General features: G+C 72.2%; 13 protein-coding genes. 4 read left to right on the plus strand and 9 right to left on the minus strand.

All coding sequences use genetic code 11. From position 1 onward, the window contains the following. The first annotated feature begins 131 nt into the window (after window positions 1-131). From IW245_RS14405 to IW245_RS14420, 4 genes are all read left to right on the plus strand, one after another. Window positions 132-1,568, plus strand: coding sequence for a PepSY-associated TM helix domain-containing protein (locus IW245_RS14405; RefSeq protein WP_233473015.1), 1,437 nt, complete (start codon window positions 132-134; stop codon window positions 1,566-1,568). A gap of 141 nt (window positions 1,569-1,709) precedes the next feature. Next, window positions 1,710-2,357, plus strand: a complete 648-nt coding sequence (locus IW245_RS14410) for a hypothetical protein (RefSeq protein ID WP_197003682.1) — start codon at window positions 1,710-1,712, stop codon at window positions 2,355-2,357. Between the two features lie 2 nt (window positions 2,358-2,359). Continuing rightward, on the plus strand, window positions 2,360-3,262 hold the full coding sequence (locus IW245_RS14415; protein ID WP_197003683.1) for a hypothetical protein: 903 nt from the start codon (window positions 2,360-2,362) through the stop codon (window positions 3,260-3,262). A 146-nt stretch (window positions 3,263-3,408) separates the two neighbouring features. After that, window positions 3,409-3,921 (plus strand): NUDIX domain-containing protein, encoded by a 513-nt coding sequence (locus IW245_RS14420; protein ID WP_197003684.1) that lies wholly within the window; start codon window positions 3,409-3,411, stop codon window positions 3,919-3,921. Between the two features lie 57 nt (window positions 3,922-3,978). Here IW245_RS14420 and IW245_RS14425 read toward each other — a convergent pair whose 3' ends face one another. The 9 genes from IW245_RS14425 to IW245_RS14465 form a co-directional block, all read right to left on the minus strand. Next, window positions 3,979-4,635, minus strand: coding sequence for an HAD family hydrolase (locus IW245_RS14425; protein WP_197003685.1), 657 nt, complete (start codon window positions 4,633-4,635; stop codon window positions 3,979-3,981). Further along, complete coding sequence (locus IW245_RS14430) at window positions 4,628-5,308, minus strand: ribonuclease FAU-1 family protein (protein ID WP_197003686.1); 681 nt, start codon at window positions 5,306-5,308, stop codon at window positions 4,628-4,630. The genes IW245_RS14425 and IW245_RS14430 overlap by 8 nt, the downstream gene beginning before the upstream one ends. A gap of 79 nt (window positions 5,309-5,387) precedes the next feature. Next, entirely contained in the window at window positions 5,388-6,902 is a 1,515-nt protein-coding gene (locus tag IW245_RS42190) for a GGDEF domain-containing protein (protein ID WP_307788887.1), read from the minus strand. An 18-nt stretch (window positions 6,903-6,920) separates the two neighbouring features. Beyond that, on the minus strand, window positions 6,921-8,120 hold the full coding sequence (locus tag IW245_RS14440) for an MFS transporter (protein WP_197003687.1): 1,200 nt from the start codon (window positions 8,118-8,120) through the stop codon (window positions 6,921-6,923). A gap of 248 nt (window positions 8,121-8,368) precedes the next feature. Beyond that, the gene (locus IW245_RS14445; protein WP_197003688.1) at window positions 8,369-9,628 is read right to left on the minus strand and encodes an MFS transporter; all 1,260 of its coding nucleotides are present in this window, start codon (window positions 9,626-9,628) and stop codon (window positions 8,369-8,371) included. 193 nt (window positions 9,629-9,821) lie between these two features. Continuing rightward, window positions 9,822-10,799, minus strand: a complete 978-nt coding sequence (locus IW245_RS14450; RefSeq protein WP_197003689.1) for a zinc-binding dehydrogenase — start codon at window positions 10,797-10,799, stop codon at window positions 9,822-9,824. A 77-nt stretch (window positions 10,800-10,876) separates the two neighbouring features. After that, entirely contained in the window at window positions 10,877-11,461 is a 585-nt protein-coding gene (locus tag IW245_RS14455; protein WP_197003690.1) for a TetR/AcrR family transcriptional regulator, read from the minus strand. Window positions 11,462-11,501: 40 nt separating this feature from the next. After that, entirely contained in the window at window positions 11,502-12,290 is a 789-nt protein-coding gene (locus IW245_RS14460; protein ID WP_197003691.1) for a hypothetical protein, read from the minus strand. A gap of 199 nt (window positions 12,291-12,489) precedes the next feature. Next, window positions 12,490-14,526 carry an NPCBM/NEW2 domain-containing protein gene (locus IW245_RS14465; protein WP_197003692.1) on the minus strand — a complete coding sequence of 679 codons (2,037 nt, stop codon included), beginning with the start codon at window positions 14,524-14,526 and terminating at the stop codon, window positions 12,490-12,492. Window positions 14,527-14,572 lie beyond the last annotated feature (46 nt).

Below are 14,572 nucleotides of genomic sequence, written 5' to 3' on the forward strand. Positions count from 1 at the left end.
CGCCGGCGACGGAAAGTTCCCACGACCTGCGTGGGTCACGTCACAGGGCGGTCGGGAACCCCCGCTGGACGCGGGTCGACTGTTACGGAAACCGCCATCCCGGCGGCCCCTCACCCTGCCGGAGTCGCCCCGTGTCCAGCGTCCTGTCCCCCACCGCTCCACCCGGTGCGGCCCCCGAACCCACCCGACCCATCTGGTCGCTGACCCCGCTGCTGCGACGGCTGCACTTCTACGCCGGCCTCCTGGTCGCCCCGTTCCTGATCGTGGCGGCGGTGTCCGGGCTCGCGTACTCCGTGGCCCCGCAGATCGACGACATCCTCTACAGCGACGTCCTGTACTCCCGGACGGACACGGGCCCGCAGCGCACCCTGGCCGAGCAGGTCACGGCGGCGCGGACGGCCGTACCGGACGGGACGCTCACCGGCGTCCTGCCCGCCGACGGCGACAAGGCCACCCGGGTCGTGTTCGCCCGCCCCGGGCTGGGCGCCGACTACCGCAGGACCGTCTACGTCGACCCGCACACCGCCGACGTCCAGGGCCAGCTGACCACCTGGTTCGGGTCCACCCCGGCGGTGACCTGGCTCGACGGCCTGCACCGCCACCTGCAGCTCGGCGAACCCGGACGCCTGTACTCAGAACTCGCCGCCAGCTGGCTGTGGCTGATCGCCCTCGGCGGCCTGATCCTGTGGTGGGGCCGGCTGCGGGGCCGCCGTCGACTCCGTGCCCTCCTGACTCCGGAGAAGGGCATCCGAGGGGTACGCCGCACCCGCTCGTGGCACGCGGCGATCGGCGTGTGGACCCTGCTCGGCGCGCTCCTCCTCTCCGCGACCGGCCTGACCTGGTCCACGTACGCCGGCGACAACTTCAACACGGCACTCACAGCGCTGCGTGCCAAGGCCGTACCCCTCGACACGACCCTCCCCGGCAGCACCGGCGCCCCCGGCATGGGCGGCGGCCACGAAGGCCACGGCGTTTCGGCCGCGGGAGCCGACCGCGCCCCGACCGACCCGGCGACCTTCGACCGGGTACTCCTCGCCGCCCGCACCGCCGGCCTCACCGGCCCCCTGGAGATCGGCGTCGCCGAGGAACCCGGCAGCGCCTGGACCGCCGCCCAGGTCGACAACGTCTGGCCCGTGCGCCGCGACCAGATCGCCGCCGACCCGACCACCGGGGCGGTCACCGCCCGGGCGTCCTTCGCCGACCGGCCGTTTCTGGCGCGGCTGACGACCCTGGGCGTCCAGGCGCACATGGGCGTCCTGTTCGGCCCCGCCAACCAGATCTTCCTGGCGCTGACCGCCCTGGGCATCCTCACGATGATCGTGCTCGGCTACCGGATGTGGTGGCAACGCCGCCCCACCCGCGCCGACCGCCGGTCCCGGCTCGGCGCGCCGCCCGTCCGCGGCGGCTGGCGCGGGCTGCCGCTGTGGGCGCTGATTCCCGGACCGCTGGTCGTCGTCGCGGTCGGCTGGGCCATTCCGCTGCTCGGACTCAGCCTCGCCGCGTTCCTCGTGCTCGACCTGGTGATCGGCACGGCACGCCGGTCCCGGCGACCGGCGTCGGCCACCTGAGTTCCGCGGCACCCATGAGGCCAGCCGGGCGAGATCAGGTGCCGGCCCCGGCAGGGCCCGTCGCCATTCTGACAAGGTGTGGACGCTGCGGGTGGCGGGCGGGGAACGTGTGAGGCACACCCTCCTCGGGAGGCATCACCGGTGAACGCTCAGGTAGGACCGCCCCCCGCCCCGCCACCCCGCCGCGTCCTCCTGGCGTACCTGTCGAATCCCGAGCATCTCAACGCGCTGTTCTCGTTCCTGGCGCTGGTGGTGTCCATCGCGGCGCTGATCGTCACCACCCTCACGCTGAGCGATCAGCGCAAGGTCAACGCCCTGCAGATCGAACTGAACACCTTCGAACGACAAAGACAGCTCCGGGTGTACGCCTCGCGGGTGTCGATGTGGGTCCAGGTCGGCGAGGACGCCAGCAGTGTGAAGCCGCGTGGACTGGACATCCAGGTGTCCAACCGCTCCCCGGTCCCGGTCCGGTCCGCGACCCCGTTCGTGCCGTCGGTCGACGCCGCGGGGGTGCACGGCACGCTGGGCGTCGACGTCGGTGACATCCCGCCGTGCACGGAGATCACCTACCGGGTGTACGCCCGGCCCCCGCAGTCGATCCGGCGCGAGGAGCAGAGTGCCGCGTTCGGCGTGTACGTGGTGTTCGCCGAAACCGTCAACGTCTGGAAGCTCACCAGCCACGGGCTGGAACCCGCCACGGCGTCCCAGTACCGGCCCGACCAGACCGGGACGCTCGGCGTCATCCGGCTCAGCTCCACCCCCCTGGCAGACTGCGGCGAAGGAGCATGACCATGAGCATCCGCGACCGGGCCACCCGCGCGACGACCCTGATCCTGATCTTCGCCTCAGCGCTGGCCGGATGCACCTCGACGCCGCAGCCGGCACCCTCCTCCCCCGTCGCGCTCGGACCGTCGGCATCCGCGGCCCCCGGGTGCCCCGCGCCGCCCAGGAGCACCGCAACGCAGACCTCGAGCACGTTGAAGACCACCGTCGGCCGGCTGACCGACGGACACGGCTTCAACTACGCGTTCTCCGACGCCACCCTGGCGAAGCATCCGGAGCTGCTCGCCACCGGGGCGGCGCCGCGATGGTCGGCCGCGACGACGTGGGAGGAGGGCCTGTTCCTCCTGGGCGGCGCGCTCATCCCGGTGACCGTAGCCAACCCGGGCCCCGAACCGGTCACCGTGTCCAACGTGCGGCTGGTGAACATCGTCGAGGAGTGCATGCCGCTGGCCCTGGCGTACAAGATGGGTAACGAGGGCGGCGGCATCGGGGAACAGGTCGACCTGCGGTTCAACATCGACGCCGACGTGCCCGTCGCCTACGCGTACGACCCCCGCGTCGACCCTGCGCAGATCCCGCCGACCGTGCCGTACTTCCCGACCAGGGTCATCACCATCGCGCCGGGCGACAGCCAGCAGATCAGCGTCACGGTCGGCAGCCTGCGCCGGGCGCACGCCTTCGACCTCGCCCTCGACACGAATACTGGCGTGCAACTGGTACGCAACGGGACGTCGCCGTTCCGGTTCGCGCCCTCGCTGTGCCCGAACGCGTCCCAGCGCTCCCAGATGGCCCCCGCCGATCTCGCCTGGATGCGGGGACAGCTGTTCAAGAACGTGCGGGTCCGGGTCGCCATCGCCACCATGGCGGCGGCCGAACCAGCGAAATACTCAGGACCGTGCGACGCACTGTGAGCAGCCTTCGACGACACTGTCGCGCGCGTTGACCGACGCGGGCGATCCGCCTCCGCGCCCACTGCCCGTCGAGGCCGTCGCGATCCCGCGTGGCCCGACGTGTCTGTCGTGTCCGGCGCAACGCGGTCATCGATAGGGTTTCCCGCATGCATGGGCGGCTGCTCGCGGAGATCGCGCACGACGACGATCTGATCCTGTCCGGACGGACCGTCGGACGGTCCTCGGTGCGCGGGATCGTCCGGCGCCACGGCCGGTTGCTGATGGTGCGCTCCCGCGACGGGGACTACAAGTTCCCCGGCGGCGGGGTCGAGGCTGGCGAGTCGGTTCCGGACGCGCTGTGTCGGGAGTTGGCCGAGGAGTGCGGGGCGCGCGTGCTGGGCGTCGGCGAACCTTTCGGACGGGTACTGGAGCACGCGGCGGCCCGGGAGGCCGACTACGACGTGTTCACCAACACGTCCTGGTATCTGCACTGTGAGATCGCGGCGGACTTCGGGGAGCAGCGGCTCGAGGACGACGAGCGGGAGCTCGGGCTGGTACCGGTCTGGGTGGACATCGCAGAGGCGATCGCGGTGAACTCGGCACTGTTGGCGGGTGGGGCCGGTCCGCGCTGGCTCCGTCGTGAGACGACCGTTCTCCGCCTGGTCAACGGGTCCGCCTGATCCGGGTGGCGTCCCCCGGACATCCGCCCTGGCCGGGGTCTCCGCGCTACCGGCGGGCTAGCCGCTCGCCGCGTTGTGCCGTGCGACCAGGCTCGGGAGTTCGTCCAGCGTGTCGATCCGGAACAGGCACCGCTCGGACACGGCCGGGATGTCGAGGATGTGACCCCACGGGCCGCGCCGGATCAGGCACGCCTTCATGCCGGCGTCCATGGCCGGGCGTGCGTCGTTGTCGGGCCGGTCGCCGACGTACAGGATCGAGGACGCGTCGCCGCCGCCTTCGCGGATGACCCGTTCGAAGAAGGCCGGTGACGGCTTCTGCGCGCCCCAACCGTGCGACGTGCCGATCACATCCACGGCGAGGTCCAGAGCGCGGAGGGTCGACTCGGCGTGGGCCGGCTGGTTGCCGGCCAGGCCCACGAACAGGCCCTGATCCTTCAAAGCCGCCAGGCACCCCCGCGCGTCGGGGTAGAGATCCGTCTCGCCGAACGACTCCGGTTCACCGGCGGCCGCTCGGCGGTCGAGTTCCGTCGCGAGATCGAAGCCGGGCCGGAAGGCCCGGAACGTCTCCTGCCAGTCCAGGCCCCGGGCGATCACGGCGCCGTGGACCGCCGACAGCGTGTGCCGTGGGACGCCGAACCAGTCCGCCCAGGTCGCGAACTCGCGGGACTCGTCGAGGATCGTGCCGCCGACGTCGAAGAAGATCGCGTCAATCACTGACGTCCTCCGTGCGGAAGTAGTCGGCGTCCCAGCAGGTCGCCTCCGCCGGCAGGTCCCACCAGTGCGGCACCAGGGTCGGCCGCCACGCGGGGTCCGGTTGGAAGTCGAGCAGGCGGCCGTCGAAGGGCGCGGCCCCCGCCCGGGCCAGGGCCAGCAGCCGTTCGCCCTCGGCCCGGACGGCGGTGCCCTCGGCCTCGTCCCAGAACGCCGGCTCGCCGGTGTACTCGTCGAACTGGGCCTCGTCCTTCCACATCCAGGTGCCGTCCCGGTGGAACAGCAGGTCGAGTTCCTGGTCGCAGACGTCGACCCCGCCGGCCCACCGGACGGCGGGGCGCTCCAGGTTGACGTACCAGGAGGCGAACTCTCCATCCGGTCGCCAACTCCACCAGATCGAGTGGGCCGCGCCGGGCGGCATCAGCATCAGGGTCCGGAAGGGCTGCCAGGTGTGCGGGGCGAACAGTGTGGTCATCCGCAGCGCGGTCAGCAGCGACAGCTGCCGGGTCGGCTGGCCTGCCGCGTCGACCCGGCGCAGGGTCTGTGAGCCAGCGTCGACCCACAGCGCCAGGCCGTGCTCGTCGTCGCTGACCACGCGCCCGGACAGCACCGAACTGATCCGGCCGTCCGGCAACCGGTGCCGGCGGATGATCGTCTGTCCCCGTGGGAAAGTCATTCGAGCCACGGTACCGGCTGGGGCGAGCCTTGACAGTGGCTGCCGTGGTCTGTGGGGTGCAGCGGCCGGCTCACGCCGCTCAGCTGATCGCGGGACCCGCAGCCGGACGGGCCCGCTTGGCCCGGTACAGCGCCTCGTCGGCCGCCCGCAGCCCCGCCCTCCCGTCGCCGGACAGCGCCGCCCAGCCGACACTGACCGACACCGGGGTACCCGGCACCAGCTCCGACCAGTCCTCCGCGTCCACCGCGGCCCGGATCCGCCCGCCGATCTCCACGGCCTCCTCGGCGCTCGCCCCGGGCAGGATCACCACGAACTCGTCCCCGCCGTACCGGGCCAGCAGGTCGCCCTGCCGCACCATCCGGCCGAACACGCCGGCGATCCGTTGCAGGACCACGTCCCCGGCCGGGTGTCCGTGGGTGTCGTTGACCGCCTTGAACCCGTCGAGGTCCAGCGCCCCGATCATCGCGCCCGCGCCCCGCCGGGTGAGATCGGCCAGGAACGCGGAGATCCGCCGCCGGTTCGGCAGCCCGGTCAGCGGGTCGGTCGAGGCCGCGTTCGCGTACTGCGCCGCGACCCGGCGCAGCTTGTCCTGGTCCAGCCGGGCCCCGACACTGTCGGTGAACAGCTCCCGCAGCCGGCGGTCCTCGACAGTGACCATCCGGGCCATCGCCCGCTCGGCGGCCAGCGCCCCGGCGAAGTCCCCGCCCCTGGCCAGCGCGAGGGACCGCAGCCGGACCGGCTCGACCACGCCCATCGTGTCCGAGATCTGCGGCGAGCGTTCCAACAGCTCCACGGCCGTGTCCGTGGCCCCGGCCCCGATCGCGTCGCAGACCGCCGCCGCGGCCAGCACGTTGGCGACGTTGCGGTCGGTCGAGGTGCCGAAGGCGAGCGGGACGGGCAGGTCGACCTGCTGGTCGAGGGCGGCCAGGCGGCGCACGGCGTAGTACAGGAAGGCCCGCTCGAAGCCCTGGATCTCCGCCACGATGGCCCTACTGGCAAGCACCAGGGCCCGCAGCCCCCGCACGCAGCCCTCGGTGTCGCCCCGGTGGTCCAGGTCGATCGCCGCGCCGACCTGCGAAGCGGTGCACGCCGCCGCCGCCGGACCCAGGCCCGCGGCGGCACAGACCCGCGCGGCATGCTGGCGGGCGGTCATCGCCTCGGCGTAGAACCCGATCGCCGTGTACACCACGCACAGGTCGTGCCAGGCGTCCACCGCGCCCAGGGTGGTGTCCGGCATCCGGAGCAGCGCGCGCTCGGCCTGCACGGCGTGCGTCACGGCCGTACCCGTCGAACCCAGCTCGCAGGCGATCATGCCCGACAGGATGTGGAACTGGCCGACCAGTCGGGGGTCGGGCGCCTCGACCAGTGCCGCCTGCATCTGGTCGAGCAGCGCGCCGTGGCCCGCCGGGTGCCCCATGTTGAGGTAGGCGGCCAGCTTCTGGTTCAGCGCCTGGGCCGTGCGGTGCGGGTCCATGGACTCCGCGACCACACGGTCGGCCAGGGCGATGACCTCGGCCAGCCGCCCCTCGCCCATCAAGCCCCGAAACGACGCCCACTCGGCGTCGACCACAGGTCCGTCAGTCCCGCGCGCCACGGGATCACTGTATGCAACTCACGACGCGTCCGCGGGAACTCGCCCGGCCGACGGCACCCGGGACAGCAACGGCACCGCCGGGGCCATCAGCAACGCGGTGGCCAGCAGGGCGAGCCGGACCGACGCGACCTCGCCCACGAACCCCACCACCGGCCCGCCGGCGATCTGGCCGACCGCGTCGACCTGGCCGGCCACCGACAGCACCGTCGCGCGGTGCGCCGGTTCGGTGTGCCGGGTGAAGACCAGCGCGAAGAACGGACCGGCCGCCGAGCGCAGCATCCGGGCCGCCATGTACGCCACCGCCGCCGCCCAGAACACCCCCGACAGCGCGAACCCGGCCACCGCCGCGACGAACAGGCCCTGCACCACGGTCAGCACCAGCACCAGCCGCCCCGGATCGCCGGCGTCCACCCGCCGGGCCAGCGCCCCGGTGAGGAACACCGAACCGAGCAGCCCGGTCGCGCCCAGCACCCCGAACCACAGCAACGCGCCGCCGGCCGGGAACGCGAACGTCAGGAAATGCGCCTTCTCCAGCCGGTCGAAGCCCTCCGAGCCGAGCCCGACGAACAGGCCGACCGCGATCAGCCGGACCAGGGCCGGCCGGCGGCGGATCACCCGCAGCCCGTCGCCGAGCTGACGGAACATCCCCACGTCGGCGGGCGGCCTGCGGAAGGCGTGCTCGGGCATCGCGGCCACCAGTGCCGCCGCGAGCAGCAGCCACAACACCGCCCCGACCAGGATCGGCACGTTGAGCCGGATCCCGGCGAGCGGGACCGCCGCGCCGATCCCGAGCACCGTGGCCACCTGGGCGGCCTGCGCGCCCCGGGTGAAGGTCCGCTCGTCGCTGACCGCGTCGCCGATCTCGTCGGCGACCCAGGCCTCCAGGGCCCCGTCGACGCAACACGCGCCGATCCCCCACAGCGCGATCCCGACGAGGATCGGCCCGAAGGCCGGCACCAGGCCCTCGACGAGCATGCCCGCGCCCATCAGCGCGAAGCCGCAGCACACGGACAGTTTGCGGCCGAACCGGTCAGCGATCAGGCCCGTCGGGGTCTGCGCGACGAAACAGACGACCTCCATCACGGTACCGACGAGCACCAGGTGCAGCGGGCCCAGCCCGACCGTCCGGATCTGGTAGACGAGGTTGAGGGTGAAGATGACGGCGGCCGCGAAGCCGTTGACCGTCGAGATGACCAGATACCACCGAAACGCGAGCAAGCTGACTCCATGGATGCCGAGCGGAACGGCACCGTGGCGGTCAGGGCTGGTGGGGCGCTACTCCCCCGCGCGGACGCCACGGCACCGGAAGGACAGGTGCGCTGTGGTGGCTGAACGCATGGTGGGACCCCTTTTCGTGGCGGTGGCCTTCGCGGTGGAAGCCCGACCGTAGGGCCGGGGCTCCACCCGCGTCAACGCGGTTTCCGGACTGGCCGGTGGACGGTGGCGCGCCGCCGTGGGGGTGCACGCTAAGCCGTGGCGACGACCGCCTTGCGCACGGTGGCCCTCGCGGCCACCGGGGCGTCGCCGGTCGCCCGCACGGCCCGGGCCGGCAGCCGGCGCTCCAAGGCCAGGAAGCCGCCGGCCGAGGCCCCCACCGCCACCGCGAGCCCGATCCACAGCACGGCGGAGTTCCAGGCGAGCAGGCTGGTGAACATCGCCGGGGCCAGCACGCTCGACGCCGACCAGGACAGCTGGTGCACCACCATGTACCGGCCGCGCAGCGCCGCGGGTGCGGAGTCCACGGCCAGGTTGCCCTCGCCCTGACCGTGGAGGATCTCGCCGAGCGAGTACAGCGCGACGATGGCCAGCAGCGCGCCGATCAGGGCGGTCCCGCCCAGGTCCAGCACCCCGAGCAGCGGCATCACGGCGAACGACGCGGCGAACAGCAGCGCGCCGAGCGCGGCGATCCTGGTCCGGCGGTAGCGTTCGGCGAGCCGGGCCAGGGGGACGCCAAAGAGGGAGACCATGGCGGTGTTGACGCCGAAGACGATGCCGATCCAGCTCGCGGACACGCCCAGCGTGCCGGTGGCGTACACCGGGATGGCCAGGCCCAGGGCGGAGAACGCCAGGCCGCCGAGCACGTTGACGCCGGTCAGCGCCAGGTACGGCCGGTCGCGGAGCACCGTGGCGTAGCCGGCGGAGTCCTTGTCCGCTACCTGGCGCGCGACCGTGCCGCGCACCGGGATCAGCAGCAGGGCGGCGACGAGGAAGCTCGCGGCGTTGGCGACAGCGATGGCCAGGTAGCCGGTGGTGCCGCCGCCGGCGATCGCCGCCGCGGCGATCAGGCCGCCGATGCCGAGCCCGCCGTTGCGGACACTGCGGTTGAGGGCGCGCAGCCGGTCGCGTTCCCTGCCCTCGACCAGCTCGCTGATCAGGCCCAGCGTGGCCGGGAACGCGGCCTTCTCCGCGATGCCGGAGATGGTGGCCACGATCAGGAAGCCGGTGAAGTTCCCGACGGCCAGGAAGGACAGGAACGCGACCATCCGCACCGCGTAGCTGCCCAGCAGCACCGGGCGGGCCCCGAACCGGTCGATCGCGATCCCCGACAGCGGGGAGAACCCGACGCCGATCAGGGCTGCCACCGACAGGCCGACTCCGACCGTCGCCAGGGACAGGCCACTGACCGTGGTGAAGAACAGCAGGGCGAAGGGCATGTAGAGGCCGGTGCCGACCGAGTCGATGAGCATGCCGGCGATGAAGGAGCGGCGAACCTTGACGGCGATCATGGGAGAAGCCTCGTAGTTCAAGCGCACTTCACCTCAAGGGGCTGTGGGCGAGGCCACGCACGGACGACGGTGCCGGCCGGCTGGTGCGGGCGGTACTGGCCGCCCGCACCGACACCACAGCCGCACACGAGGCCACAAGCGACCGACCGACGAGGACTGGTGAGGCCCGGTCGGCCGGGCCCACCGGCCACGGTCATCCGACGGCGACCACGAGCTTCCCGCCAGCCTGGTTGGCCTCCATCACCCGGTGGGCGTCGACGATGTCGTCGAAGGCGAACACGCGCCGAGGCCGGGCCTGGTACGCGCCGGCCTCCGCCTTGGCGATCAGTGCGGCGAGGGGCACGTCGTGCAGGCCGAAGTGTTCGGTGCCGAGCATGAAGCTGCCGAAGAAGCTCAGGTGTACGCCGGTCGGCAGGTCCGCGATCGGGTTGAAGTCGCGCACGGGCGCCTGTCCGCCGAGGAAGCCGAGCTGGCATACCCGGCCGCGTGGTCGCACGGTGCGCAGCGAGTCGCGCAGGGCGCTGTTGCCGACGAGGTCGGCGACGGCGTCGACGGTGATCCCGGCGGAGGCGACCTGGGCGGCGAGGTCGCCGTCGTCGAGGAGCACCCGGTGGGCGCCGAGGCCCAGGAGCAGGTCGCGGCGCGCGGGGGTGCGGGTGGTGGCCAGCACCGTTGCACCGAGGTCAGCGGCGATGTTCACGGCGGCCTGCCCGAGGGAGGAGGTGGCACCACGGATGACGACGGTCTCCCCCCGCGCGAGGTCGAGACAGGTGCGCAGGCCGCTCCATGCCGTGGCGTACACCTCGGGCAGCGCCGCCAGGTCCGGCCACGACAGGGTGGTGTCGACGGGCACGACGTTGGTCGCGGGGACCGTGACGAGTTCGGCGTAGCTGCCGTTGCGGGTCCGGCCGAGGCCGCCCATCAGCGCGACGACCCGGGTGCCCGGCGCGAGCCGGCCGGCCGGGTCGGACTCGACGGTGCCGGCGCACTCGATGCCGGGCACCGGAGCGAGGTCGCCCCAGCTGCCGTCGCGCATGTACAGCTCGGCGTGGTTGAGGCCGAACGCGCGCACCCGGATCAGTACCTCCCCGTCCGCGGCGACGGGGTCGGGCAGGTCGGCGGGGATGAGGACCTCGGGTCCGCCGTGGCGGGAGATGACGATGGCACGCATGGAGTACCCCTCTTCATGTTTTTGAATGGTCATTCAACTATTGGGCGAAAAGCAAGGCCGCCACGAGGCGGCCGGGTCTAGCGCAAGCCGGCGAAGGCGTGGTGCACGATCGCCTCGAGGGTGTCGCGGTCGGGGTCGACCTTGCCGACGACCATCAGACCCTGACTGGTCGCGACGAGGAGCCGGGCGGCCCCCTCCACGTCGACGGCGGGACCGATTGCGCCGCGCCGGGCCGCCACGCGCAGCGCCCGGGTGAAGGCGTCGCGCAGCCGGGCGTGGTGTCCGCGCACGACGGCGGCGACCTCCGGATCGGTCGCGGCCAGCTCGACCGCCGAGTTGACCAGCAGACAACCCTGCCGACCCTCCTCCGTGGTCAGATCGCGGACCAGACCGTCGAAGTACGCCCGGACCTCCGCGAGGGAGGCACCGGGATCGTCCAGGGCGCCGAGCTTCTCCGGGACGACCAGCTTCGAATACCGCTCCAGCGAGGCCAGGAACAGCGCGCGTTTTCCGCCGGCGAACGCCCCGTACAGGCTGCCGGGTTGGACCCCGGTCGCCTTGACCAGGTCGGCGACGGACGTGGCCCGGTAGCCGCGCTCCCAGAACTCGCGCATGGCGGTGTCGAGCACCTGCTCGGGTTCGAACTCACGGGGGCGGGGCATGCGTCGACCATAATTGAACGATCGCTCAAAAACAAGTGGGTCAACAGTGGCAGAGCAGTTGGATGACCAGCACGTCGTCATCCAGGGCCTCGATGTATGCGGCGACTCTGCGCAGGTGGGCGTTGCCCGCCTCAGGAACCACGGCGATGTCGTCCAGCGGGCCGCTCTGGTCGCCGTCGATCCAGGTTCCGTCGACGGTCAGCACGGCCCAAGTCGCGATGGCGGAGGCCGCCACCGCGTCAAGAAAATGTTGCCCACCGCGGGAGAAGTGGGCGACCGGGTCGCTACCCAGGGCCCATATGCCGAGGTGCGGATACCGACCCGTCACACTGAAGTGGGCCAGGGACTGGTTCAGCGGCTGGTCCTGATGGTCGATCCGCGCCCGCTCCAGGGGATAGCGAACGGGATCGGCCCGATGCCGCTCCTCGAACCAGGCCCACGGCCGCGCGGGCGGATGGTCGGCGACGGCCCGCCGCCAGTCCTCGCACTCGGCCTCCCACTCCGCTCGGGCACCCGATACCGCACGGTCCCGTGTCCCGTCGAGGTCCAGAAGGCCTCTCGGCCCGCCGTCGCAGTCGGACGGTGGCGGGGACGGCGTCGTACCCGGCTCGATCCCCGCGTAGACCAGGCGGGCGTCACCGACGTGTCCGGTCTTGACCAGCAGCCGGTCACTACCCGCGCTGACCGTCCACCAGTCCCACTGCCCCCGCTCGTTCCAGCCGGGGACGTCCAGGTTCATGTCGAAGGGGGCCATGGCCGCCGCGAGCGCGGCCGCCACGTCCGCCGGGGCGGTCGGCGGCAGGCACACCGTGACCCGGAACTTGGTCATGACTCACTCCTATGGCGTCAGAGTCCTCAGACGGTACACACACGGAGGCGTCAGCGCAGCCCGTCGCGGTGGTAGCAGACCCGCCGGGCCCTGCGCGGCACTCCCCAGAGCCCGCGCGGCTACTCGTTCACCGTCGCGGGCTGAACCGCCGAAGAGCCCGCTCCAGCCGCGGGGCCGGAGCGGGCTCCCCGCGATCGCCTCAGAACACCGTGATCATGTCCAGGTCCGGCGCCGGACCCGAGGCGTTGTAGAAGCGGATCGTGTTGGCGCCGGCGTTGAGGGCGACGTCCACCAGCGCCGAGTTGAGTGGGATGTCCCAGCTCGATCCGTCGAGGGTCAGCTGGATCGCGGCCCCGCCGTTGACGCTGACGCTGAACGACCGCGCCCCGCTGGTCAGGTAGGCGACCCCGAGCTGCCTCGTGCCGGCCGCCGGCACCGTGACAGAGAGGGTCACGTCGTTGCCGGCACCGTTGCCGAGGAAGCCGACCTTGGCCCCGCCGGAGCAGGCGGAACAGTTCGGGGCGGTGGCCGCGCCGCCGCGGGTGCCCTTCTCGGCCTCGACGCTGACGGGGGCGCTGCCAGTGCCCGTGCCGCAGGTGAGTTGGGCGTTGCCCCAGTCGGCGTGGTCGGAGCCGACTCCGTCCCCGGCGTCGGTGACGACGAGCCGCAGGGTGCTGCCGCCCGTGACGTCGGCCGTGAGGTGGGTCGCCGCCTGGGTGTACGTCTTGACGCCGCTGTCGGCGACCTTCGTGGTGTCCTTCCAGATCTGGAACACCACGGAGCCGGCCGTGGTCTTCTCGTCGTCGACGCCGACGTCGGCCGTCACCGTGGTACAACCGCTGCCGAGCGCGTACCGCACGTCGGAGGCGGCGTGCGCGCCCAGGCCCTTGGCGTAGGTGGTGCCGTTGACGGTCAGGGTGTGTCCGTCACCGGCCGCCGCCTCGCCGACGCTGGTGTCCTTCTCCACCGGGCCCCATCCGTTGGTGCTGGAGGTCGGCTGCAGGTCGCTGAGGTAGACAGTGGACCCGGCCGCGGGAGTGACCCGGTACATGACCGTCGCGTGGCTCGGGACGGAGGCGCTGACGGAGCCGACCGTCCTGGTGGTCGCCTTCGACCACAGATCCTTCAGCGTGTACGAGGAGGATCCGCCGATGCCCAGCGCCGAGGCGGTCGTGGCGATGGTGGCCGTGGAGCCGGTCTCGTTGGTCAGCGTCACGGCCCGGGAGCCGTCGGCGAGTGGGCGGGACATCACGACGAGTCCGCCGGAGCTGGACACGACGGTGCCCTGCTTGCCGAGGGTGTCCTGGCTGACGGCGAGGACGTCGGCGTTGGTGAGGATGCCGACCGTCGAGGAACTGGCCGTCGCGAGATTCGTGCCGACGAGCAGTGGCGCGGCCATCTCGGCCCACAGGCTCATGTGGGTGCGGTACTCGGTGGCCGTCATCCCGCCGTTGCCCACCTCGAGCATGTCGGGGTCGTTCCAGGCGCCGGGGCGCGCGTAGCCGGCGAGGGGCTGGTTGGCGTGCGCGATGCCGATCATGCTCCCCCACGAGTCGCCGATGTCGGGGGTGGTCCGCCAGGAGTTGGCGACGTCGGCCCGCCAGGAGTCGACGGGCAGCTGGGGTTCGCGGTGGATGCTGTACAGGATCGGCCGGCCGGCGTCCTTGAGGGAGTCGCGCATGAGGGTGAATCCGGCCTGCGGGTCGACGCCGTCCTCGTTGGCCAGGCACCAGTCGTACTTGAGGTAGTCCACGCCCCAGTCCGCGAAGGTCCGCGCGTCGAGGGCCTCGTGGCCCTTGCTGCCCAGGGCGCCGGGGTAGCCGTTGTAGATGTTGCCGCAGGTGCGGGTGCCGGGGGTGGCGTAGATCCCGAACTTCAGGCCCTTGCCGTGCACGTAGTCGGCGAGGGCCTTGATGCCGGCGGGGAACCGGGTGGGGTCCGCCTGCAGCCGTCCGTTCGCGTCGCGGGTGCCGGCCTGCCAACAGTCGTCCACGTTGACGTACGTGTAGCCGGCGGCGGACAGGCCGGTCGACACGAGCGCGTCGGCCGCGCCCTTGATCTTGGTCTCGTCGATGGAGCAGTGGAAGGCGTTCCAGCTGTTCCAGCCCATCTGCGGGGTCAGCGCCAGGCCGTTGTCCGAGGCGACGGCCGGGGCGGTGCCGGCGACGGACACGGCGGCGAGGAACAGTGCGGCGACGCCGGCCGCGAGCGATCTGCGAGGGAGGGGTGCGGACATCGGTACTCCTTGAAGAGGGGATTCAGGGGCGATGCTGCGCTGGGGA

The sequence above is a fragment of the Longispora fulva genome (assembly GCF_015751905.1).
Classification (GTDB): domain Bacteria; phylum Actinomycetota; class Actinomycetes; order Mycobacteriales; family Micromonosporaceae; genus Longispora; species Longispora fulva.